The sequence below is a fragment of the Pseudonocardia sp. T1-2H genome (assembly GCF_038039215.1).
Taxonomy (GTDB): Bacteria; Actinomycetota; Actinomycetes; order Mycobacteriales; family Pseudonocardiaceae; genus Pseudonocardia.
Genome location: NZ_JBBPCL010000001.1, coordinates 5,351,141 through 5,373,701, shown reverse-complemented (window position 1 = coordinate 5,373,701; position 22,561 = coordinate 5,351,141). Strand labels below are relative to the sequence as shown.

23 protein-coding genes and 1 pseudogene are annotated in these 22,561 nt (G+C 71.4%); 21 read left to right on the top strand and 3 right to left on the bottom strand.

The window, feature by feature from the left end; translation table 11 throughout:
- The first annotated feature begins 13 nt into the window (after positions 1 to 13).
- The 3 genes from prfA to WBK50_RS26430 are packed head-to-tail and all read left to right on the top strand — an operon-like array spanning position 14 to position 2,707.
- A complete protein-coding gene (gene prfA, locus WBK50_RS26440; protein WP_341338197.1) occupies positions 14 to 1,108 on the top strand; it encodes a peptide chain release factor 1 in 1,095 nt (364 codons plus the stop codon).
- Positions 1,109 to 1,139: 31 nt separating this feature from the next.
- The gene (gene prmC, locus WBK50_RS26435; RefSeq protein ID WP_341338196.1) at positions 1,140 to 2,012 is read left to right on the top strand and encodes a peptide chain release factor N(5)-glutamine methyltransferase; all 873 of its coding nucleotides are present in this window, start codon (positions 1,140 to 1,142) and stop codon (positions 2,010 to 2,012) included.
- 32 nt (positions 2,013 to 2,044) lie between these two features.
- A complete protein-coding gene (locus tag WBK50_RS26430; protein WP_341338195.1) occupies positions 2,045 to 2,707 on the top strand; it encodes an L-threonylcarbamoyladenylate synthase in 663 nt (220 codons plus the stop codon).
- Between the two features lie 51 nt (positions 2,708 to 2,758).
- Here the strand turns inward: WBK50_RS26430 and WBK50_RS26425 are convergent, their stop codons facing one another.
- On the bottom strand, positions 2,759 to 3,478 hold the full coding sequence (locus WBK50_RS26425; protein ID WP_341338194.1) for a TetR/AcrR family transcriptional regulator: 720 nt from the start codon (positions 3,476 to 3,478) through the stop codon (positions 2,759 to 2,761).
- A 102-nt stretch (positions 3,479 to 3,580) separates the two neighbouring features.
- On the opposite strand from WBK50_RS26425, the gene glyA reads away from it, so the two are divergent.
- The 16 genes from glyA (at position 3,581) to WBK50_RS26345 (ending at position 17,927) form a co-directional block, all read left to right on the top strand.
- Positions 3,581 to 4,888, top strand: a complete 1,308-nt coding sequence (gene glyA / locus WBK50_RS26420; RefSeq protein WP_341338193.1) for a serine hydroxymethyltransferase — start codon at positions 3,581 to 3,583, stop codon at positions 4,886 to 4,888.
- 15 nt (positions 4,889 to 4,903) lie between these two features.
- On the top strand, positions 4,904 to 6,157 hold the full coding sequence (locus tag WBK50_RS26415; RefSeq protein ID WP_341338192.1) for a glycosyltransferase family 4 protein: 1,254 nt from the start codon (positions 4,904 to 4,906) through the stop codon (positions 6,155 to 6,157).
- 7 nt (positions 6,158 to 6,164) lie between these two features.
- Positions 6,165 to 6,617, top strand: coding sequence for a hypothetical protein (locus tag WBK50_RS26410; RefSeq protein ID WP_341338191.1), 453 nt, complete (start codon positions 6,165 to 6,167; stop codon positions 6,615 to 6,617).
- Positions 6,618 to 6,978: 361 nt separating this feature from the next.
- Positions 6,979 to 7,218: an AtpZ/AtpI family protein gene (locus WBK50_RS26405; protein WP_341338190.1), complete on the top strand. Its 240-nt coding sequence runs from the start codon at positions 6,979 to 6,981 to the stop codon at positions 7,216 to 7,218.
- 66 nt (positions 7,219 to 7,284) lie between these two features.
- Positions 7,285 to 8,055, top strand: a complete 771-nt coding sequence (gene atpB, locus WBK50_RS26400; protein ID WP_341339506.1) for a F0F1 ATP synthase subunit A — start codon at positions 7,285 to 7,287, stop codon at positions 8,053 to 8,055.
- A 78-nt stretch (positions 8,056 to 8,133) separates the two neighbouring features.
- Positions 8,134 to 8,349 (top strand): ATP synthase F0 subunit C, encoded by a 216-nt coding sequence (gene atpE / locus WBK50_RS26395; RefSeq protein ID WP_341338189.1) that lies wholly within the window; start codon positions 8,134 to 8,136, stop codon positions 8,347 to 8,349.
- Between the two features lie 40 nt (positions 8,350 to 8,389).
- Complete coding sequence (locus WBK50_RS26390; RefSeq protein WP_341338188.1) at positions 8,390 to 8,941, top strand: F0F1 ATP synthase subunit B; 552 nt, start codon at positions 8,390 to 8,392, stop codon at positions 8,939 to 8,941.
- Entirely contained in the window at positions 8,941 to 9,771 is an 831-nt protein-coding gene (locus tag WBK50_RS26385) for a F0F1 ATP synthase subunit delta (RefSeq protein WP_341338187.1), read from the top strand. Before WBK50_RS26390 ends, WBK50_RS26385 begins: the two co-directional genes overlap by 1 nt.
- Before the next feature lie 56 nt (positions 9,772 to 9,827).
- The gene (gene atpA, locus WBK50_RS26380) at positions 9,828 to 11,474 is read left to right on the top strand and encodes a F0F1 ATP synthase subunit alpha (protein WP_341338186.1); all 1,647 of its coding nucleotides are present in this window, start codon (positions 9,828 to 9,830) and stop codon (positions 11,472 to 11,474) included.
- 14 nt (positions 11,475 to 11,488) lie between these two features.
- A complete protein-coding gene (locus tag WBK50_RS26375) occupies positions 11,489 to 12,502 on the top strand; it encodes a F0F1 ATP synthase subunit gamma (protein WP_341338185.1) in 1,014 nt (337 codons plus the stop codon).
- Positions 12,502 to 13,953, top strand: a complete 1,452-nt coding sequence (gene atpD / locus WBK50_RS26370; protein WP_341338184.1) for a F0F1 ATP synthase subunit beta — start codon at positions 12,502 to 12,504, stop codon at positions 13,951 to 13,953. Before WBK50_RS26375 ends, atpD begins: the two co-directional genes overlap by 1 nt.
- 12 nt (positions 13,954 to 13,965) lie before the next feature.
- Positions 13,966 to 14,346: a F0F1 ATP synthase subunit epsilon gene (locus tag WBK50_RS26365; RefSeq protein WP_445942307.1), complete on the top strand. Its 381-nt coding sequence runs from the start codon at positions 13,966 to 13,968 to the stop codon at positions 14,344 to 14,346.
- 25 nt (positions 14,347 to 14,371) lie between these two features.
- Entirely contained in the window at positions 14,372 to 14,797 is a 426-nt protein-coding gene (locus WBK50_RS26360; RefSeq protein WP_341338182.1) for a DUF2550 domain-containing protein, read from the top strand.
- Between the two features lie 159 nt (positions 14,798 to 14,956).
- Positions 14,957 to 15,556: a cob(I)yrinic acid a,c-diamide adenosyltransferase gene (locus tag WBK50_RS26355; RefSeq protein ID WP_341338181.1), complete on the top strand. Its 600-nt coding sequence runs from the start codon at positions 14,957 to 14,959 to the stop codon at positions 15,554 to 15,556.
- A 112-nt stretch (positions 15,557 to 15,668) separates the two neighbouring features.
- Positions 15,669 to 16,937: a UDP-N-acetylglucosamine 1-carboxyvinyltransferase gene (gene murA / locus WBK50_RS26350; protein WP_341338180.1), complete on the top strand. Its 1,269-nt coding sequence runs from the start codon at positions 15,669 to 15,671 to the stop codon at positions 16,935 to 16,937.
- Between the two features lie 168 nt (positions 16,938 to 17,105).
- Complete coding sequence (locus WBK50_RS26345; RefSeq protein ID WP_341338179.1) at positions 17,106 to 17,927, top strand: DUF1206 domain-containing protein; 822 nt, start codon at positions 17,106 to 17,108, stop codon at positions 17,925 to 17,927.
- Between the two features lie 10 nt (positions 17,928 to 17,937).
- Here WBK50_RS26345 and WBK50_RS26340 read toward each other — a convergent pair whose 3' ends face one another.
- Positions 17,938 to 18,258, bottom strand: a complete 321-nt coding sequence (locus WBK50_RS26340) for a hypothetical protein (protein ID WP_341338178.1) — start codon at positions 18,256 to 18,258, stop codon at positions 17,938 to 17,940.
- Between the two features lie 197 nt (positions 18,259 to 18,455).
- Between WBK50_RS26340 and WBK50_RS26335 the strand changes: the two genes are divergently transcribed.
- Positions 18,456 to 20,471 (top strand): protein meaA, encoded by a 2,016-nt coding sequence (locus WBK50_RS26335; RefSeq protein ID WP_341338177.1) that lies wholly within the window; start codon positions 18,456 to 18,458, stop codon positions 20,469 to 20,471.
- Between the two features lie 33 nt (positions 20,472 to 20,504).
- Here WBK50_RS26335 and WBK50_RS26330 read toward each other — a convergent pair whose 3' ends face one another.
- The gene (locus WBK50_RS26330; RefSeq protein ID WP_341338176.1) at positions 20,505 to 21,443 is read right to left on the bottom strand and encodes a hypothetical protein; all 939 of its coding nucleotides are present in this window, start codon (positions 21,441 to 21,443) and stop codon (positions 20,505 to 20,507) included.
- A 439-nt stretch (positions 21,444 to 21,882) separates the two neighbouring features.
- Between WBK50_RS26330 and ehuB the strand changes: the two are divergent.
- Positions 21,883 to 22,557, top strand: a pseudogene (gene ehuB, locus WBK50_RS26325) (ectoine/hydroxyectoine ABC transporter substrate-binding protein EhuB); the annotation flags it as partial.
- Positions 22,558 to 22,561 lie beyond the last annotated feature (4 nt).

Sequence of the window (22,561 nt, the reverse complement as noted above, 5' to 3'; positions counted from 1 at the left end):
GGAAGGCAGGACGATGGCGGCAGCACCGGCCGGACAGACGGGCGTCGACGCGCTGGTCGACGAGCACGCGGAGCTGGAGCACCGGCTCGCGGACCCCACCGTGCACGCCGACCCCGCCGTCGCCCGGAAGCTGGGCCGCCGCTACGCCGAGCTCGGCCCGGTCGTCGCGGTCGCGCGGGAGCTGGCGTCGTCGCGGGCGGACATCGAGACCGCCCGTGAGCTGGCCGCCGAGGACCCGACATTCGCGGTCGAGGCCGAGGAACTCGCCGGGCGGATCACCGCGCTGGAGACGAGGCTCGCCGAGCTGCTCGTCCCGCGGGACCCGCACGACGGCGACGACCTCGTCATGGAGGTCAAGTCCGGCGAGGGCGGCGAGGAGTCCGCGCTGTTCGCGGGGGACCTCGTGCGCATGTACCTGCGCTTCGCCGAACGTCGCGGCTGGAAGGCCGAGATCCTCGACGCCACCGAGTCCGACCTGGGCGGGTACAAGGACGTCACGGTGCTCGTGAAGTCCCGTACGCCCACCCCCGACGGCGTGTGGTCCGCCCTGAAGTTCGAGGGCGGTGTGCACCGCGTCCAGCGCGTGCCCGTCACCGAGTCCCAGGGCCGCATCCACACCTCCGCCGCCGGCGTCCTCGTCTACCCGGACACCGGGGAGGACGCGGACGTCGAGATCGACGAGAACGACCTGCGGGTGGACGTGTTCCGCTCGTCCGGGCACGGCGGGCAGAGCGTCAATACCACGGACTCCGCGGTCCGGATCACCCACCTCCCCACGGGCATCGTGGTGAGCTGCCAGAACGAGCGCTCGCAGCTGCAGAACCGGGCCCGCGCGATGGAGGTCCTGCGGTCCCGGCTGCAGGCGCTGCACGAGGCGGAGCTGGCCGCGCAGGCGTCGGCCGAGCGGAAGTCGCAGATCCGCACCGTGGACCGGTCGGAGCGGATCCGCACGTACAACTTCCCGGAGAACCGGATCTCGGACCACCGGATCGGCTACAAGGCGCACAACCTCTCCACGGTCCTCGACGGCGAGCTCGACGACCTCGTGGCCGCGCTCGCGAAGGCGGAGCGGTCCGAGGCGATCGCGGCGGCCGAGGAGCGGTCGTGACCCCGGCTGCCCTGCCGTTGCGGAGGGCCGCGTGACCAAGCAGCCGCTCCGGCTCGCGATCGCCGAGGCTCAGCGGATGCTCGCGGCGGCGGGGATCGAGTCGCCCCGGGTGGACGCGGAGATCCTCGCGGCGCACGTGGTCGGCGTCGAGCGGGGGCGGCTGATGATGAAGCCGCTGGTCGAGCCGGAGGTCGTCGAGGCGTACCGGAGGCTCGTCGTCCGGCGGGCCGCGCGCGAGCCGCTGCAGCACGTGCTCGGCACCGCCGTCCTCGGGCCGGTCACGGTGGCCGTCGGGCCCGGGGTGTTCACCCCGCGGCCGGAGACCGAGCTGCTGCTCGAGTGGGGCCTCAAGGCGATCGCGGACGTGCCGAATCCGCTGGTCGTGGACCTGTGCACCGGTTCAGGGGCGCTCGCGCTGGCCTTCGCGGCCAGCCGCCCGGAGGCTCGGGTGCACGCCGTCGAGGCGGACCCCGCGGCGCTGAGCTGGGCCGCCCACAACGTCGACGCGCACGTCGCCGCCGGCGGGACCCCGGTCACGCTGCACCACGCGGACGTGCGCTGGAACGACCTGCTCGTCGAGCTCGAGGCGAAGGTGGACCTGGTGGTCTGCAACCCGCCCTACGTCCCGGACCACACGCCGGTGCCTCCGGAGGTGGCCGAGTGGGACCCGCCGGGCGCGGTCTTCGGCGGTCCGGACGGCCTGGAGATCATCCCCGCCGTGATCGCGGCGGCCGCGGGCCTGCTGCGCTACGGCGGCGGGCTCGCGATCGAGCACGACGACACCCACGGCGAGGCCGTCCCCGAGCTCCTGCGCAGGCGGAAGGTGCTGGCCGACGTCGTCGAGCACACGGACCTGGCCGGCCGGCCGCGGTTCGCGACGGCCCGTCGGGTGCCCGTTCGCTGACGCCGGCCGGGGCAGTCGTACGCTCCGGAACCGTGACCCAGCCCGACACCCCGCCCACCTTCGACTGCGCGGACCCCGATGCCCGCGTTGCCGGCCTCGAGGCCGCTGCCCGCGCCGTCCGCGCTGGTCAGCTCGTCGTCCTGCCCACGGACACGGTCTACGGCCTGGGCTGCGACGCCTTCTCCGCCACCGCGGTGCGCGCCCTGCTGGCGGCGAAGCACCGCGGCCCGGATATGCCGGTCCCGGTGCTGGTCGGCTCCTGGTCGACGATCGACGGCCTGGTCCTCGGCGTCCCCGCCCCGGCCCGGGCGCTGATCGAGGCGTTCTGGCCGGGCGGGCTGTCCATCGTGCTGCCGCACGCGCCCTCGCTGAGCTGGGACCTGGGCTCGACCAAGGGCACGGTGATGCTGCGGATGCCGCTGCACCCGGTGGCGCTGGAGCTGCTGCGGGACGTCGGGCCCATGGCGGTGTCCAGCGCGAACATCTCCGGGAGGATGCCCGCGACCACCGCCGCCGAGGCCGTGGACCAGCTGGGCTCCTCCGTCTCGGTGTACCTCGACGGCGGCCCGTCCGGGGAGCCGGTGGCGAGCACGATCGTCGACCTGACCGGAACGGCCCCGCGCATCCTCCGCGAAGGTGAGGTCACCGCCGCCCAGGTCGCGGAGGTCCTGGGGCGCGAGGTCCCCGTCGCCTGAGCCCCCCGCCGCTCGAGTGGCTCGAGCGGCGCAGAGTGGCGCTCGAGCCACTCAAGCGTCGGGGGTCAGGCCCACCTCCGCCGCCAGGCGCGTCACCACGTGGTCGAAGTGGGCCTCGTGGTCGTCCACCACGTTGTTCGTGTGGCCGAAGAGCTCGAAGTTCACCGCGCCGAACAGGCCGGACCAGGCGAGGATCGCGCGGCTGCCGATCCCGGTGCCCTCCGGCAGGCCCAGGTCCGCGAGCAGACCCGGATGCAGGGCGGCGTCCGCGTCGTCGCCCGGCGGTGCGACGGCGCCGGAGGCCAGCCCGTCGGCCAGGATCCGGCAGAGCAGCATCCCGACCCGCCCCGCCGGGGCGATGGTGGCCTGCGGGGCGGTGTAGCCGGGGACGGGGGAGCCGTAGAGCAGCGCGTACTCGTGCGGCCGGGACAGCGCCCATTCCCGGACGGCCCGGCACGCGGTGTGCCACCGGCCCGGCAGGTCCTCCCGCGCGACGGCGGCCTCGGCCTGCTCGGCGGCCTCGCCCAGCGCGTCGTAGCCCTCGACGATGAGCGTCGTGAGCAGGTCGTCCCGGCTGGGGAAGTAGCGGTAGACCGCGGAGGAGACCATGCCGAGCTCGCGCGCGACGGCGCGCAGGGACAGTGCCGCGGCGCCCGAGGACGCGAGATGCTGCCGGGCGACGTCGACGATCTCGGCCGTCAGCTGGGCCCGGACGCGGGCCCGTGCGGTGCGGGGCGCGGACGGACGCGCAGGGCTCTCGGACGGCGACACGGTCGCAGCATGACACCGTGCGAGAGCAGCGGCAACGCATCAGAGCGCCGATCCACGACGCGCGGCCGGTCCGGAGGGTCGCCGCAGGTAGCCTGGTGCACCGTGAGCCAGCCCAGCGAGACGACCAGCCCGGACGTACCGTTCTGGGGCCCGGACTTCGGTGCGTTGCAGCGGGAGGACCCCGAGATCGCGGGCGTCGTGCTCGGCGAGCTCGAGCGGCTCCGCGGCGGCCTCCAGCTCATCGCGAGCGAGAACCTCACGAGCCCGGCCGTCCTCGCGGCCCTGGGCTCCACGCTGTCGAACAAGTACGCCGAGGGCTATCCCGGCCGGCGCTACTACGGCGGCTGCCAGGTCGTGGACCAGGCCGAGGAGATCGGCAACGCCCGCACGAAGGCGCTCTTCGGCGCCGAGCACGTCAACCTGCAACCGCACTCCGGGGCGAGCGCGAACCTCGCCGCCTATGCCGCCTTCGCGCGCCCGGGGGACACGGTGCTGGCCATGGACCTCAAGCAGGGCGGCCACCTCACCCACGGCAGCAAGGTGAACTTCTCCGGCCGCTGGTTCCACGCCGTGTCCTACACCGTGCGCGAGGACTCGGAGCTCATCGACTACGACCAGGTCCGGGACCTGGCGCTGCAGCACCGGCCGAAGATCATCATCGCCGGGGCCACAGCGTACCCGCGGCTCATCGACTTCGCGCTCTTCCGGGAGATCGCGGACGAGGTCGGCGCCGTCCTGATGGTCGACGCCGCGCACTTCATCGGCCTCGTGGCCGGCCAGGCCATCCCGTCGCCGGTGCCGTTCGCGGACGTCGTCACGGCCACCACGCACAAGGTCCTGCGGGGCCCGCGCGGCGGCATGATCCTCTGCCGGGAGGAGCACGCGAAGGCGATCGACAAGGCCGTCTTCCCCTTCTCGCAGGGCGGCCCGCTGATGCACGCGGTCGCGGCCAAGGCCGTCGCGATGCGGGAGGCGGCGCAGCCGGAGTACCAGGCCTACGCCAACCGGGTCGTCTCCAACGCGCAGGCGCTGGCCAAGAGCCTCGAGGCCGAGGGCATGCGCGCGGTGTCCGGGGGCACGGACACCCATCTCGCGCTGATCGACCTGCGGCCCGTCGGCGTCACCGGCGGGGACGCCGAGACGCGCTGCGACCTCGCGCGGATCACGCTGAACAAGAACGCGATCCCGTACGACCCGGCCCCACCGATGAAGCCGTCCGGCATCCGGGTCGGCTCGCCGAGCGTCACCACCCAGGGGATGGTCGAGCAGGACATGGCCGAGATCGGGTTGCTGCTGGCCCGCGCGGTCAAGGCGGAGCACGGCACGCCCGCGGGCGACCGGGAGCTGTCGGACGTCGCCGAGGCGGTGTCCACGCTGGTGTCGCGGGCCCCCGCCTACCCGCGCGGCTGACCGGGCGTACCGACGATGGTCCCGCTCGTCGCGGCACAGTCCTTCGGGCTGGGCCTGCCGATCCGCGAGTACCTCCTCGCGGGGCTGACCGCCGCCGTCGTCACGTTCCTGCTCACCGGCCTGGTCCGGGTGCTCGCCCTCAAGCTCGGCGCCGTCGCCTGGCCCCGGGGCCGGGACGTCCACGTCACCCCGACGCCCCGCTGGGGCGGCCTCGCGATGCTCGGCGGCGTCCTCGGCGGGATCGGCCTGGCCGCCCAGCTCCCCGCCCTGCGGCTCGCCTTCGACTACTCCACCGACGTCCAGGGCGTCCTCCTGGCGGCCCTGCTCATCGTCGCGGTCGGCGCGCTCGACGACCGGTTCGAGCTCGACGCGCTCACCAAGTTCGCCGGCCAGATCACCGCGGCCGGGGTGCTGATCCTCTTCGGCGTGCAGTGGTCCGTCTTCTGGATCCCGTGGGGCGGCGGCGGGAGCGGCATCTCCGGCTCGCTGCTCGTGCTCGGCCCGGAGCAGGGCGTCCTGCTGACCGTGCTGATCACCGTGGCCCTGGTCAACGCCATGAACTTCGTCGACGGCCTCGACGGGCTGGCCGCCGGCCTGGGCCTGATCTCGGCCGCCGCCACCGGGGTGTTCGCGATCGGGCTGGTGCAGCAGAACGGCAACGATGCAACGGCCTACCCGCCGGCGCTGCTCGCCTCCGTGCTCGCCGGGGCGTGCCTGGGGTTCCTGCCGCACAACTTCAACCCGGCCCGGATCTTCATGGGCGACTCGGGCTCGATGCTGATCGGTCTGATGCTCGCCGCGGTCACCACCAGCGCGTCGGGCAAGCTCGCCATCTCCACCACCACCGACGGCACCGATATCCTGGCCCTGCTGGCGCCGGTCATCGTGCTCGCCGCGGTGGTGTTCGTGCCCCTGCTGGACCTGCTGATGGCCGTCGTGCGGCGGACGCGCGCGGGCATGAGCCCGTTCGCGCCGGACAAGATGCACCTGCACCACCGGCTGCTCGAGATCGGGCACAGCCACCGGCGGGCGGTCCTGCTGATCTACCTGTGGGCGGCGGTCCTGGCGTTCGGCGCGGTGGCGCTGGCCCTGATCGACGACCCGTTCTTCGTGCTCTGGGCGGTCGCGGTGGGGCTCGGGGTGGCCGTGCTGGCCTCCCTGGTCCCGCGGGCGCGCAACCGGACCCGTACGCCGCCGCCGAGTCCCCTGCCCCCGAGCCCCCTGCCCCCGGGTCCGTTGTCAGGGCCCGGACCCGAATCCCGGAGATGAGACGACGATGAGTGACGAGACCCCTGCCGAGAACGCCGCACCCGCCCCGGCCCCGCACGTGAAGACCGTGCTGAAGCTGGCGAAGGCCATGCAGCGCAACGCGATCGTCATCGCAGTGCCGCTCGCGGTGATCGGTGTCGTGCTGTCCCTGGTCCTCCGCGGGAGCAGCGGGCTGATCGGCGGGCTGATCGGCGCGGTGATCGGGCTGGGCCTCGGTTTCGTCGGCACGGGAGTCATGAAGGGAACGGCTCAGGCGTCCCCGACCGGGGTCATGATCGGCGCGATGGCGTCGTTCGGCGCGAAGTTCATCGTGCTGCTGGTGTTCCTGATCGTCTTCCGGGGCACCACGCTCTTCGACAACGAGGCGTTCGCCTTCACCCTGCTGGCCGTGACGGTCGGCTGGATCGGCGGCGAGGTCGTCGGATTCATTCGGGCGAAGGCACCCTCGGTCGACGTCTGATCCGCGAGTCGACGAGGGGCGCCGGCGTGCCCGACGCTCGGTTCGTTGCTCCTGTCGAGTGAGGTCGAGCCGAGGACGGCGCCTCAGGGGTCGTCTACGGCCACCGTCCGGACCAGACGCCCCGCAGCCGCTCGATAGGCTGAACGAGTGAAACTTCGGAACTCGTCCGTAGTGTCCGAGATGTCCGTGATCGCCGCCTCCTTGCGACCCCGGTCACACCCCCTTCGCAACTTCTACAGGTGATAGAGCGACGTCGGGGCATGTTCGGGGTGTCGGAGGGTAAGGAAGGAGGTGTGAACGCCGGTCACGGCAGGTCGTCCTAGGTAAGTGCCGCGTAACCCGGCTGATATGGTCCGTCCCGATGGAGCAGGAAAAGCCGCGCGAGGCAGGCGGCGCCACCGGTCGCAAGCCGGATGACGCGCCGCCGCCGGCCGAGGCCTGGACCGCTCTGTCCCACCTGCTCTCCGGGATCCTCCTCTTCGGAGGCATCGGATGGGCGGTGGATGCGCTGTTCGACCTACGGGGTTTCGTCGTCGCCGGTCTGCTGATCGGCGCGGCCGCCTCGATGTACTTGATCTACCTCAGGTACGTTAAGTCCTGATCATCACGATTCTGCCGATTCCGGTCCCCCGGCCGGCGGAACCGGAAGGAGCACTGGGTGACCACGATGGCCACCGCCCCGGCGCCGGGCTTCGATGCCCCCGGGGTAGAGGACTTTCAACTGCCGCCTGTCTTCGGGCCTGTCACGAAGCCGGTCCTCGAGCTCGTTCTCGCGGCGATCATCGTCGTGGTGCTGTTCCGCCTTGCCGTGCGCAAGCCGCAGCTCGTCCCCAGTAAGACGCAGTTCCTCGGCGAGTCGTTCCACGGCATCGTCCGGAACAGCATCGCCAAGGACATGATCGGGCCCGAGTTCCTCAAGTACGTCCCGTTCCTGACCGCGCTGTTCGCCTTCATCCTGGTGAACAACCTGTTCGGGATCATCCCGTTCATCCAGTTCCCGACGTTCTCGCATCCGGGCGTGCCGTACGCGCTCGCGCTCGTGGTGTGGTTGATCTACACGTCCGTCGGGATCCGGCACCACGGTGTCGGTGGATACCTCCGCATCTCCACCTGGCCGCCGGACGTGCCGTGGTGGGTACGGATCATCCTCACGCCGATCGAGTTCCTGTCGAACATCATCCTGCGGCCGGTCACGCTGTCGCTGCGACTGTTCGGAAACATGTTCGCCGGTCACCTGCTGCTGTTGCTGTTCATCCTCGGCGGCGAGTACATGCTGTTCACGGCGGACTCCATCCTGCTGAAGATCCTGTCGCCGTTCGCCTTCCTGATGGGGATCGTCTTCACGTTCTTCGAGGCGTTCATCCAGGTCGTGCAGGCCTACATCTTCGTCATGCTCACGGCGTCGTACATCGGCACCGTCCTCGCGGACGACCACTAGGTCCTCCTCCGTCCCCCACACGAGACCCTACGGAGCCGCGGTCGTCCCGCGGACCCGGATCGAAAGGAAGAACGAACCGTGAACATCGTCGGCAACCTGAACACGCTCGGGTACGGCCTCTCGGCCATCGGCCCCGGTATCGGCGTCGGCATCGTCTTCGCCGCCTTCATCAACGGCGTGGCGCGTCAGCCCGAGGCCCGCGGCCAGCTCCAGGGCATCGCGTTCATCGGCTTCGCCCTCTCCGAGGCCCTCGCCATCCTGGGCCTGGTGCTCGCGTTCGCGCTGGGTGCCTGATCCGACCGGACGCCGGTCGTAGGCGGAGGAGCACATTCGTATGAACACATCTCTGCTCGCGGCGGAGGGAGTGAATCCCCTCGCGCCGCACCCCGTCGAGATCATCGTCGGTCTCATCGCTTTCGGTCTGCTGCTCTGGGTGCTCGCGAAGACGGTCTTCCCGCAGTTCGAGAAGATCTACGCAGAGCGCACGGACAAGATCGAGGGTGGGCTGAAGCGGGCCGAGGAGGCCCAGGCCGAGGCTCAGCGGATCAAGCAGCAGTACGACGAGCAGCTGGCCGGCCTGCGTGCCGAGGCGGCGCGCATCCGCGACGACGCCCGGGCGGAGGGCCAGCAGATCAAGGCCGAGCTGCGGGCCGAGGCCGAGGCCGAGGCCGAGCGCATCCGTGCGCGGGCCGAGGAGCAGATCCTGGCGCAGCGCGAGGCCGCGGTGCGCTCGCTCCGCGCCGAGGTCGGCAGCCTGGCCACCCAGCTGGCCGAGCGCATCATCGGCTCCGAGCTGTCCGACCCGGCCCGCCGTTCGGCGACCGTGGACAGCTTCCTGCAGGAGCTCGAGGGCCTGGGCTCGCGCCAGCCCACCGGGGCGAACTGATGGCGCTCCACCTGCAGGCCACCAGCCGGGACTCCCTCGCCCGCGTCGCGGAGCGGCTCGAGGGCCGCATCGCTCCGCTGAGCGCGGGGGAGCGTCAGCAGCTCGGTGAGCAGCTGTACGCGGTCACCCGGCTGCTGGCCGCCGAGCGCACCCTGCGGCGGGCACTGTCGGACCCGGCGACCTCCAGCGAGCAGCGCAAGCGGCTCGCGGAGAGCGTGCTGAACGGCAAGATCTCGTCGGTGGCGCTGGAGACGGTGGGGGATCTCGTGTCCGCCCGCTGGTCCGGCCCCGCGGACCTGGTCGAGGCCGCCGAGTCGCTGGCCCGGCAGGCCCTGCTGGCCGCGGCCGAGAAGCAGCGCGCGCTCGACGGCGTCGAGGACCAGCTGTTCCGGTTCGGCCGGATCCTGGACCGCGAGCCGGCGTTGGCGAGCCTGCTGTCCGACACGGAGGTCCCCGCGGACAAGCGGGTCGCCCTGCTGGACGAGGTGCTGGGCGACAAGGTCTACCCGGTCACCGCGGCCCTGCTGCGGGAAACCGTGCGGACCCCGCGCGGACGGCACCTGGACGTCACCGCCGAGGAGCTGGCCGACCTGGCCGCCGCCCGGCGCGACCGTTCGGTCGCCCGCGTGCGCACGGCCGTCGGTCTGTCCGACGCCCAGGAGCAGCGGCTCACGGGCTCGCTGACGCGGCTCTACGGCCGTGACATGTCGCTGCAGGTCGAGCTGGACGAGAGCCTGCTCGGCGGCATGGTCATCCGGGTCGGCGACGAGGTCATCGACGGCAGCGTGGCAGGCAAGCTGGCCGCCGCTCGTCGAGCACTGCCCCACTGACACCGCCCTCGCCAGCCGACACCACGCTTTCGAGTAGAAGGAACGACACGACTGCCATGACTGAGCTGACGATCTCCCCGGAGGAGATCCGGAGTGCGATCTCCAGCTACGTCTCGTCGCTGGAGACCGAGACCACCCGCGAAGAGGTGGGCACCGTCTCCGACACCGGTGACGGAATCGCCCACGTCGAGGGCCTGCCCTCGGCGATGACCAACGAGCTCCTCGAGTTCGAGGGGGGCGTGCAGGGTGTCGCGCTGAACCTGGACGTGCGCGAGATCGGCGCCGTCATCCTCGGCGACTACAGCGGGATCGAGGAGGGGCAGCAGGTCAAGCGGACCGGCAACATCCTCTCGGTGCCCGTCGGCGACAAGTTCCTCGGCCGGGTCATCGACCCGCTGGGCGCCCCGATCGACGGCCTCGGCGACATCGAGGCCGAGACCACCCGCGTGCTGGAGCTGCAGGCCGCGTCGGTCATCGACCGGCAGAGCGTCTCCGAGCCGCTGCAGACCGGCATCAAGGCGATCGACGCCATGACGCCGATCGGCCGTGGTCAGCGCCAGCTGATCATCGGTGACCGCAAGACGGGCAAGACCGCCGTCTGCGTCGACGCGATCGTCAACCAGAAGCAGAACTGGGAGAGCGGCGACCCGCAGAAGCAGGTCCGCTGCATCTACGTCGCCATCGGCCAGAAGGGCTCCACGATCGCCGGTATCCGGCAGTCGCTGGAGGACTCGGGCGCGCTCGAGTACACGACGATCGTCGCTGCCCCCGCCTCGGACCCCGCCGGCTTCAAGTGGCTCGCCCCCTACACCGGGTCGACCCTGGGCCAGCACTGGATGTACCAGGGCAAGCACGTCCTGATCGTGTTCGACGACCTGTCCAAGCAGGCCGAGGCCTACCGCGCGATCTCGCTGCTGCTGCGCCGCCCGCCGGGCCGCGAGGCCTACCCCGGCGACGTCTTCTACTTGCACTCGCGCCTGCTCGAGCGTTGCGCGAAGCTGTCCGACGAGAAGGGCGCCGGCTCGATGACCGGCCTCCCGATCATCGAGACCAAGGCGAACGACGTCTCGGCCTACATCCCGACGAACGTCATCTCGATCACCGACGGACAGGTCTTCCTCGAGTCCGACCTGTTCAACCAGGGTGTCCGGCCGGCCATCAACGTCGGTATCTCGGTCTCCCGCGTCGGCGGTTCGGCCCAGATCAAGGCGATGAAGACGGTCTCCGGCTCGCTGCGCCTGGACCTGTCGCAGTACCGCGAGCTGGAGGCGTTCGCCGCCTTCGGCTCGGACCTCGACGACGCCTCCGCCCGCGCCCTGGGCCGTGGCGAGCGGCTGGTCGAGCTGCTGAAGCAGGCCCAGTACTCGCCGTACTCGGTCGAGGACGAGGTCGTCTCGATCTGGCTCGGCACGTCCGGCCAGCTCGACTCGGTGCCGGTCGCGGACGTGACCCGGTTCGAGAAGGAGTTCCTGGACCACCTGCGGCGCAACCACGACGGTGTCCTCGCCGAGATCCGGGACACCGGCAAGCTGACGGACGAGAACATCGAGCGCCTCCGGGGCCTGGTGGACGAGTTCAAGAAGCAGTTCACCGCGTCGGACGGTTCGTCCGTGGTCAAGGAGGCCAAGGCCGACGCACTGGACGAGGAAGAGGTCGACAAGGAGACCGTCAAGGTCAACAAGCCGGCCCCCTCCGAGAGCTGACGGGTAGATAACCGATGGCGGCACAGATCCGGGTGCTGCGGCGGCGGATCAGGTCGACGCAGTCCATCAAGAAGATCACCCGAGCCATGGAGCTGATCGCGACCTCCCGGATCGCGAAGGCCCGGGCCCGGGTGGAAGAGGCGAAGCCCTACGCGGAGCAGATGACGGCCGTGCTCTCCGAGCTGGCCTCGAACTCCGCGCTGGACCACCCGCTGCTCGTGGAGCGGGAGAACCCGCGGCGGGCGGCGGTGCTGGTGATCACCAGCGACCGCGGCCAGGCCGGCGGGTACAACGCCAACGTCCTCAAGGAGGCCGAGCAGCTCCAGACGCTCCTGCGCGAGCAGGGCAAGGAGCCGCTCCTCTACGTGGTCGGGCGCAAGGGCGTGAGCTACTACCGCTTCCGCCGGCGCCCGGTCGAGCGGTCCTGGACCGGGTTCTCGGAGCAGCCGACGTACGAGAACGCGGCGGACGCGGCGAAGGTACTCGTGCAGGCCTTCATGGCCGGCGCGGACGACGACGGTGACGGTCCCGGCGAGGACGGCATCCGCGGCGTCGACGAGCTGCACCTCGTCTACACCCAGTTCAAGAACATGATCACGCAGACGCCGCAGTCGCGGCGGATGGCGCCCATGGAGGTCGAGTACGCCGGCGACGGCGACGGTCTGGACGCCACGGTCTCCGAGACGCGGACGGGGGGCGCCACCGGCGTCCGTCCGGACGAGTCCGGCCCCGCCGCGGGTGACGGGCCGGGAATGCTCTACGAGTTCGAGCCCAGCGCGGACGTCCTGTTCGACGCGCTCCTGCCGAAGTACATCGGCGCGCGGCTGTTCGCCGCGATGCTGGAGTCCGCGGCGTCGGAGTCGGCGAACCGCCAGCGGGCCATGAAGGCCGCGACGGACAACGCGAACGAACTCATCCGTAACCTGACGCTGGAGGCCAACCAGGCCCGTCAGGCCCAGATCACCCAGGAGATCAGCGAGATCGTCGGTGGCGCCGACGCCCTCGTGACCGCAGGAAGTGAGAGCTGATGACCGCCACCGCTGACACAGCAGGAGCCACCAGTGCCCCGACCCCGGCCCGGACCGGCCGGGTCGTCCGGGTCACCGGCCCGGTCGTCGACGTCGAGTTCCCGCGCGGTTCGCTGCCGGAGCTCTACAACGCCCTGACGGTCGACGTCGAGTTCGGCGACCTGGCCAAGACGCTGACCCTGGAGATCGCCACGCACCTGGGCGACAACATGGTCCGCACGATCTCGATGCAGCCCACGGACGGCCTGGTCCGCGGCCAGACCGTGACCGACCTCGGCCGGCCGATCTCGGTTCCCGTCGGGGACCAGGTCAAGGGGCACGTGTTCAACGCCCTCGGCGAGTGCCTGGACAAGCCCGACCTGGAGATCACCGGCGAGCTGTGGGGCATCCACCGCAAGGCGCCGAACTTCGACCAGCTCGAGGGTCGCACGGAGATGCTGGAGACCGGCATCAAGGTGCTGGACCTGCTCACCCCGTACGTGGTCGGCGGCAAGATCGGCCTCTTCGGCGGCGCCGGCGTGGGCAAGACCGTGCTCATCCAGGAGATGATCCAGCGCGTCGCCCAGAACTTCGGTGGCACCTCGGTGTTCGCCGGCGTCGGCGAGCGCACCCGTGAGGGCAACGACCTCATCACGGAGATGACCGAGTCCGGCGTCATCGAGAACACCGCGCTCGTCTTCGGCCAGATGGACGAGCCGCCGGGCACGCGTATGCGCGTCGCCCTGTCGGCCCTGACGATGGCCGAGTACTTCCGGGACGAGCAGAACCAGGACGTGCTGCTCTTCATCGACAACATCTTCCGGTTCACCCAGGCCGGCTCCGAGGTCTCCACGCTGCTCGGCCGCATGCCGTCCGCGGTGGGGTACCAGCCGACCCTGGCGGACGAGATGGGCGAGCTGCAGGAGCGGATCACCTCGACCCGTGGCCGCTCGATCACCTCGATGCAGGCGATCTACGTGCCCGCGGACGACTACACCGACCCCGCGCCGGCCACCACGTTCGCCCACCTGGACGCGACGACGAGCTTCTCCCGCCCCATCTCGCAGAAGGGCATCTACCCGGCGGTCGACCCGCTGACGTCGACGTCCCGGATCCTGGACCCGCAGTACATCGGCGACGAGCACTTCCGGGTCGCCAACGAGGTGAAGCGGATCCTGCAGAAGTACAACGACCTGCAGGACATCATCGCGATCCTCGGTATCGACGAGCTGTCCGAGGAGGACAAGCAGCTCGTCGGCCGCGCGCGCCGGATCGAGCGGTTCCTCTCGCAGAACCTCCTGGTGGCCGAGCAGTTCACCGGCCAGCCGGGCTCGACGGTCCCGCTGAAGGAGACCATCGAGGCGTTCGACAAGATCGCCAAGGGCGAGTTCGACGACGTGCCCGAGCAGGCGTTCTTCCTCTGCGGCGGCCTCGAGGACCTCGAGAAGAACCGCAAGAAGCTCGAGGGCTGATCCTTGGCAGAGATGACGGTTCAGCTCGTCGCCGTCGAGCGGCGGCTCTGGTCGGGTGAGGCGAACTTCGTCCTGGCCAAGACCACCGAGGGCGAGCTCGGCGTGCTGCCGGGCCACGAGGCCACGCTGGCGCAGCTCGAGGAGGGCGGCGTCGTGCGCATCGACCCGACCGACGGCACCTCGCTGACGGTCGCGGTGCACGGCGGGTTCCTGTCGGTCACGCCCGACGGCGTGACGATCCTGGCCGAGTTCGCCGAGCTGGCGCACGAGATCGACGTCCGGCGGGCGCAGGCTGCGCTGGACCGTGCGGACTCGTCCGAGCCCGAGGGGATCGCGGCCCGGCGCCGGGCCGAGGCCCGCCTCAAAGCCGCCGAGTCGGCGCGCAGCGAGTAGCGGGCACCGGACAGCAGTGGGGACCGTGGCACTCGTCGTCGGCGTCCTGCTGCTGGGCGCGTGTCTCCTGCTGGGCTGGCTCGCGATCCGGCGGGTACGACTCATGCGGGGCGGCGGCGTGGACCTGTGTCTGCGCCGCCGTTTCGCTGTCGAGGACTGGCACTTCGGCGTCGGCCGCTACCAGGGTGACCAGTTCGCCTGGTACCGGCTGACGAGCTTCCGGGTCGGCGCGTCCGTCGCGATCGACCGCACCGAGGTCGAGATCGTGGACCGGCGCGAACCGCTGGCGTCCGAGTCCTTCGCGATCCCGTACGCGGCCGCGGTCCTGCGCTGCCGCAGCCACGGCGAGGACATCGAGTTCGCGATGTCCCGGGACGTGCTCACGGGCTTCCTCTCCTGGCTCGAGGCCGCCCCGCCCGGCCGCTCCACCGGCTACCGCCAAGCTTCCTAGACCCCGCGAGTCGCGCTCATAGGCCGCGCGAGTCGCGCTCTCGAGCCGGGCGAGTCGCGCTCTCAGGCCGCGCGAGTCGCGCTCTTGAGCCGGGCGAGTCGCGGTTCGGAGCCGCACGAGCCGGGGTCTCAGGCCGTCGACCCGGGTTAGGGTCTGGGTATGGCCGTGCACCTGACCAGGATCTACACGAAGACCGGCGACGCCGGGACCACCGCGCTGGGGGACTTCAGCCGGGTCCCGAAGACGGACACCCGGCTCGCGGCCTACGCGGACACCGACGAGTGCAACGCCGCCGTCGGGCTCGCGGTCACCGTGGGTGGGCTCTCCGACCGGCTGCTCGTGCCCCTCGCGCAGGTGCAGAACGACCTCTTCGACGTCGGTGCGGACCTGTGCACCCCGATCGTCGCCCCGGATGATCCGAAACAGCCGGAGTACCCGCCGCTGCGGATCACCGAGGACTACGTCACCCGGCTCGAGGCCTGGTGCGACGAGTTCAACGAGGACCTGCCGAAGCTCGCGTCCTTCATCCTGCCCGGCGGGACCCCCGGCGCGGCGTACCTGCACGTGGCCCGGACGGTCGCCCGGCGGGCCGAGCGGACGGTGTGGGCGCTGCTCGAGGTGGACGCCGAGCAGACCAACCCGCTCACGGCCAAGTACCTCAACCGGCTCTCGGACCTGCTGTTCATCCTCGGCCGGGCCGCGAACCCGGACGGCGACGTGCTGTGGCAGCCGGGGGGCCCGCAGGCCGGGACGACGTGACGGCGCCGGGGAATCCCGCGCCCCGGTGAGCGGGATACCGCGCCTCGCGGTGGGTGGGACGGGCGGGGGCGACGGTGGGGGCCGTCCTCGGGAACCGCTACCGTCGCGCGTCGTGGTGGAACATTTCGCGGTGCGTGGCGGGGCCCGGCTGACCGGGACCGTCGACGTCGTCGGCGCCAAGAACAGCGTGCTGAAGCTGATGGCCGCGGCGCTGCTGGCCGAGGGCACGACGACGCTCACGAACTGTCCGGAGATCCTGGACGTCCCGCTGATGGCGGACGTGCTGCGGAGCCTCGGCTGCACCGTCGAGGTCGTCGGGGACACGGTCACCATCGACGTCCCGGCCGAGCCCGGCGACCAGGCGGACTACCGCTCGGTGTCGAAGCTGCGGGCGTCGGTGTGCGTGCTCGGGCCGCTGGTGGCCCGGTGCCGGCGCGCGGTCGTCCCGCTGCCCGGTGGGGACGCGATCGGCTCCCGGCCCTTGGACATGCACCAGGCGGGCCTGCGCAAGCTGGGCGCGACCACCGAGATCGAGCACGGCCGTGTCGTCGCGACGGCGGAGGGCCTGCACGGCGCGCAGATCTGGCTGGACTTCCCCAGCGTCGGCGCGACGGAGAACATCCTGATGGCGGCGGTGCTCGCGGAGGGCACCACGATCATCGACAACGCGGCGCGCGAGCCCGAGATCGTCGACCTCTGCCTCATGCTGCAGCAGATGGGCGCCAAGCTGGAGGGCGTCGGCTCGTCCACGCTCACCGTGCACGGCGTGACCGGGCTCCAGCCGACCGCCCACCGGGTGATCGGGGACCGGATCGTGGGGGCGACCTGGGCGTTCGCCGCCGTGATGACCCGGGGCGAGGTGACGGTCCGCGGCGTCGACCCGCACCACATCGACCTCGTGCTGGACAAGCTGCGCACCGCGGGCGCGGAGACGAGCATCGAGCCGGACGCGTTCACCGTCGCCATGCCCGGCCGTCCGCGGGCCGTGGACTTCGTGACGCTGCCGTACCCGGGCTTCGCCACGGACCTGCAGCCGATGGCGATCGCGCTCTCCGCGGTCGCGGACGGCACCTCGATGATCACCGAGAACGTGTTCGAGGCGCGCTTCCGGTTCGTCGACGAGATGGTGCGCCTCGGCGCGGACGCCCGGACGGACGGGCACCACGCCGTCGTCCGCGGGGTCGACCGGCTCTCCAGCGCCCCGGTGTGGGCGAGCGACATCCGGGCCGGCGCGGGGCTCGTGCTCGCCGGGCTGTGCGCGGACGGTGAGACCGAGGTCTGGGACGTCGACCACATCGACCGCGGCTACCCGCGGTTCGTGGAGAACCTGGCCTCCCTGGGCGCGGACGTGTCGCGGGTGACGAGCGACCCCGAGCGCTGAGGTGCGTCGACGGGAGCACCGACGCTCGAGGCCGGGACATCGACGCCGGGCTTCTCCCGCGACGTCGTTGGGCCGGACGGAGTAGCAGCGGATGCCGGGACATAACGGGCGTGGGAACGTCCGGGTCACTGCCCGGGCGGTCCCCGGGAGACGGTCCCAGGAGGTCCCATGTCCGACGCCGCATCCACCCACCGGAGCCCCAGACAGGTCGCGCGCAGCGAGCCGGTCAAGAAGGGTGCGCGGGTCGGCATCGCCGCGAACGGCGTGCTGCACCTGCTGATCGCGTGGCTCGCGATCCAGGTCGCGCTCGGCGGAGGAGGGCAGAAGGCGAACCAGAGCGGGGCACTCACGGCCATCGCCGCGGAGCCCTTCGGGAAGGTCCTCCTCTGGGTGCTGTTCCTCGGGTTCGTCTGCGTGGTGCTGTGGCGCGCGACTTCGGCCGTCTGGGGTTTCACCTACATCACCGACGAGAAGAAGCGCCTCCAGAAGAGGGTGGTCAATGCGGGGCAGGCCCTCATCTACGCGGTGCTGGCCGCGGTCACCGCAGCCACGGCGGTCCGCGGCGCCTCGTCGGGCACCGGCGGCAGCAAGGCGACCGCGGGCCTGCTCGGGCTGCCGGGCGGCCGGGTGCTCGTGGCCCTGGTGGGGATCGGCGTGCTGATCGGCGGCGGGGTGATGATCTACGAGGGCTGGAAGAAGAAGTTCCTCGAGGACCAGGACCTGACGGGAGCCGACCCGCACGCCCGCCGCGTCGACGAGCGGACCGGGCAGATCGGCTACATCGCCAAGGGGATCGCGATCGGGGTGCTGGGCATCCTGATCGTCACCGCCGCGGTCAAGTTCGACCCGCAAAGGGCCAACGGCCTGGACTCCGCGCTGAAGACGCTCGGGCAGCAGCCGTTCGGAATGTTCCTGCTGATCGCCGTGGCGATCGGGATCGCGGCCTACGGGGTCTTCTGCTTCCTGGACGCGAAGTACCACAAGGTCTGACCGAGGCGCCTCAGTGCAGGATCAGGCGGGCGACCGGGACGTCCTGGGGGAAGACGAGGACGCGGTAGCCGGGGGAGTCCGCCGCGGGCTTCGCGATCGTCGCTCGGACCCCCTCGGAGCGCAGCCGGCCCGCCAGGACCTGTGCCGCCGACTCCGTGGGGACCTCCGAGACCTGCTCCAGCAGGCCGACGCCCATCGGGTCGTCGGGATCGTCGCTGGGCGGGGAGGGCTGGGTCGCGTTCGTGTCGAAGGCCCAGCGCAGCAGCGCGATCACCAGGCCGATGGCGAGCAGCGAGCCCCCGAGTTCGACGAGCCCGGACGGAATCCCCATCCGTGAAGTGTGCGCCCCCACCTGCCCGACCGGCCCGTTCATCCCGCTCGCGCCGGCCGCTGGATCGATCAGGCGCGTACTTTCTCGCGCACATCGCGTACTTTTCCACCCAGAAGGGTGTGACGACGGCCGTTCCCCGGGGTGCGAGTCGCTACCGGCCAGTACGATCAGGCCGTTCTTCGACGTGGAGGTGTCCGGTGCCGTACCCGACCGATCGTGAGCGCGACCGTCCGTGGGTGATCCGGACCTATGCCGGCCACTCGTCGGCGGAGAAGTCCAACGCGCTCTACCGGCGCAACCTGGCCAAGGGCCAGACCGGGCTCTCGATCGCGTTCGACCTGCCCACCCAGACCGGCTACGACCCGGACGACGAGCTGGCCAAGGGCGAGGTCGGCAAGGTCGGCGTGCCGGTGAGCCACATCGGGGACATGCGGACCCTCTTCGAGGGCATCCCGATGGCCGAGGCCAACACCTCGATGACCATCAACGCGCCCGCGATGTGGCTGCTCGCGCTCTACACCGCCGTCGCGGAGGAGCAGGCCGAGGCCGCCGGGATCGACATCGAGGAGATGCGGTCCAAGCTCGCGGGGACGACGCAGAACGACATCGTCAAGGAGTACCTCTCCCGCGGGACCTACGTGTTCCCGCCGGCCCCGAGCCTGCGCCTCATCACGGACATGGTGGCCTGGTCGGTCACCGAGATCCCGAAGTGGAACCCGATCAACATCTGCAGCTACCACCTGCAGGAGGCCGGCGCGACGCCCGAGCAGGAGCTCGCCTACGCGCTGTCGACGGCGATCGCGGTGCTGGACTCCGTGCGGGACTCCGGGCAGGTGCCGCCGGAGAAGTTCGGCGACGTCGTCGGGCGCATCTCGTTCTTCGTCAACGCGGGGCTGCGGTTCGTCGAGGAGATGTGCAAGCTCCGGGCGCTCGGCCGGATGTGGGACCGGATCACGCTCGAGCGCTACGGCGTGGAGAACCCCAAGCAGCGGCGCCTGCGCTACGGCGTCCAGGTCAACTCGCTCGGGCTGACCGAGGCCCAGCCGGAGAACAACGTCCAGCGCATCGTGCTGGAGATGCTCGCCGTGACGCTCTCCAAGGACGCCCGGGCCCGCGCGATCCAGCTGCCGGCGTGGAACGAGGCGCTCGGCCTGCCCCGCCCGTGGGACCAGCAGTGGGCGCTGCGGATGCAGCAGGTGCTGGCCTACGAGACGGACCTGCTGGAGTACGAGGACCTGTTCGAGGGCTCGAAGGTCGTCGAGGCCAAGGTCGCCGAGCTCGTCGAGGGCGCCCAGGCGGAGATCGACCGGGTGCAGGAGATGGGCGGCGCGGTCGCGGCCGTCGAGAACGGCTACATGAAGGGCGAGCTCGTCTCGTCGCTGGCCGAGCGGCGCCGCCGGATGGAGACCGGCGAGGCGATCGTCGTGGGCGTCAACAAGTTCGACACCACCGAGCCGAGCCCGCTGCAGGCCGAGGGGGCCGCGTCGATCGAGACGGTGGACCCGGAGACCGAGGCCGCCGCGATCGCGGCCATCAAGGAGTGGCGCTCCTCGCGGGACAACGCGGCCGTCGAGGCCGCGCTGAACGCCCTCCGCGACGCCGCCAAGACCGACGAGAACCTGATGCAGGTCTCCGTGGACTGCGCCAAGGCAGGCGTGACGACCGGCGAGTGGGCCGGCGCGCTGCGGGAGGTCTTCGGCGAGTTCCGGGCGCCCACGGGCGTCTCCGCCGCGGTCGCGTCCGGGGAGGCGGCCGCCGAGATCGCGACGGTCCGGGAGCGGGTCCGCGCGACCGGCGACGAGCTGGGTACCCGGCTCCGCATGCTCGTCGGGAAGCCGGGTCTGGACGGGCACTCCAACGGCGCCGAGCAGGTCGCGGTGCGGGCCCGCGACGTCGGGTTCGAGGTCGTCTACCAGGGGATCCGGCTCACGCCCGCGCAGATCGTGTCCGCGGCGGTGCAGGAGGGCGTGCACGTCGTCGGGCTGTCCGTGCTCAGCGGCTCGCACCTCGAGGTCGTGCCGGCGGTCGTCGACGGCCTTCGCGCCGCCGGCGCCGAGGACATCCCGGTCGTGGTCGGCGGGATCATCCCGGCCGACGACGCGGCGACGCTGAAGACCAAGGGGATCGCGGCCGTCTTCACGCCGAAGGACTACCGGCTCACGGAGATGATGGACGCGATCGTGACCCTGGTCCGGGAGGCGAACGGCCTGTAGGAGGGTGCTGAACAGCGTCGTTCAGCACCGTTCCTACCCCCTGTCCGGCTGGCGGCCGCCGTTCTCCTCGTCCCTCTCCTCGCCGCGGCGGCGGAAGAACGTGAAGCCCGGGATGCCGTTGATCGCCATCCGGACTCCGCGCAGCTCGTCGAGGAGCTCGTGGACGTCCGGGCCGACCCGGTCCAGCGTCACGAGGATCGGCATGATGCTGGTCTCGAGCTGGTTCGTGAGCGCCGGCAGCTGGTCGACCATCCGGATCGCGGCCTGCAGCTCCTGCTCGGAGAACTCGTCGACGAACCTCGTGGCCAGCGGCGCCGCACGCTTGGCCAGGGGGGCGTAGGTGTCGAGCAGCTCGCTCGCCGCCGAGCTCGTCCCGGAGGCCTCCTCGACGACGCCGCGCGCGAGGTCCGCGACGGCGGCCGCCTTCTCGATGACGCCCGACGCCTCGCCCGCGACCCCTCCCGCGCTGCCGACCAGGCTCCTCGCCTCGGCGGCCACCTCGGCCGCGCCCGCGACCACCCCGGCCGCGCTGTCCGCGACCTGACCGGCCCGTCCGACCAGCCCCGCCGCCTCGTCCGCGACGAGCGACGCCCGCGCGACGAGCGTGGCGGCGCCGTCGGCCACGGTGCGGGCCCCGCCGACGATGACCTCCGCGTCACCGGCCACGACGGCGATGCGCGTCACCATCGTCTCGGCCTCCCCGGCGACGACGTCGACCCGTCCGACCAGCCCCTCGGCCCGCTCCGCGACCCCCTCGACCCGGTCCAGCAGGGTCTCGACCCGCTCGGCGATCCCGCCGATCCGCCCGACCAGCCCCGACACGTCGTCGAGCAGGGCGGTGGCGCGCTCCGGCAGCGAGGCGGCCACGCCGACCGCGTCCTCCGTCCAGCCCGCGAGCGCCTTCACGCCGTCGACGGCTCCGGCGACGAGGTCCCCGGGGCCGGGTACGGGCAGTCCCGCGATGCGCAGCATGGGCCGATCCTCTCCTATCGGTGCCCCCGCGGCATGGTCACGGTCGGGGGAGCACCGTGTTGCGGTCGCGTAACGACCGCCGAGTACCGCCGAGATCCTTTGACGGCCCCTGATCGACCACCTACGTTCGATCGACGTTGCCGGTTGCCGGCGCAGATGCCCGGAACGGCCGGTGTCGACGAAGACATCCGGAGGGTGAGCCCATGTCCGAGTACCGGTGGAGCCGCAGGGACTTCTTCAGACGAGCCGCCGTGGCGGGGGCGGTGGCCGTGGGTGGGCCGGTGCTGCTGTCCGCGTGCACCGCGACGAACCCCGGGGGTAGCGGCGCGAGCGGCACCCTCGCCACGGCCAGGCAGAACGGCACGATCAAGGTCGGGATCGCGGGGAGGCCCCCTACGGTTTCACCGACAACACCGGCAAGGTCACCGGCGAGTCCGTCGAGGTCGGCCGGGCCGTGATGAAGGCCCTGGGCATCAACGACCTGCAGGCCACCCAGGTCAGCTTCGACTCGCTGATCCCGGGCCTCAACGCCAACCAGTTCGACATGGTCACCGCGGGCATGTTCATCAACCCGAGCCGGTGCGCCAGCGCCGCGTTCTCCGAGCCGGACTACACCGCGCCGACGGCGTTCCTGGTCCCGACCGGCAACCCGAAGGGCGTCGCGACCTTCGACGACGTCAAGAACAAGAACCTCCGGCTGGCCGTGCTGAGCGGGGCCGTCGAGCAGGGCTACGCGCAGAAGGCCGGGGTGCCGGACTCGCAGATCCAGGTGTTCGACACGCAGAACACGCTGCTGCAGGCGGTCGCCACGGGCCGGGCCGACGCCGCCGCCCTCACCAACATCTCCCTGAACGACGTGGTGAAGAAGAACCCCGGATCGGCCGTCGAGGTCACCGGCGGCTTCTTCCCGACCGTCGACGGGAAGCCGACCGTCTCCGCGGGCGCGTTCGTCTTCCGCAAGGCGGACACCGACTTCGTGGACGCCTTCAACACCGAGCTCAGGAAGCTGCACGACAACGGGCAGTGGCTCACGATCGCGCAGCCCTTCGGCTTCACCAAGGACAACATCCCCGGCCCGGACGTGACCACGGCGTCGCTGTGCGCCGCGGCCTGACACG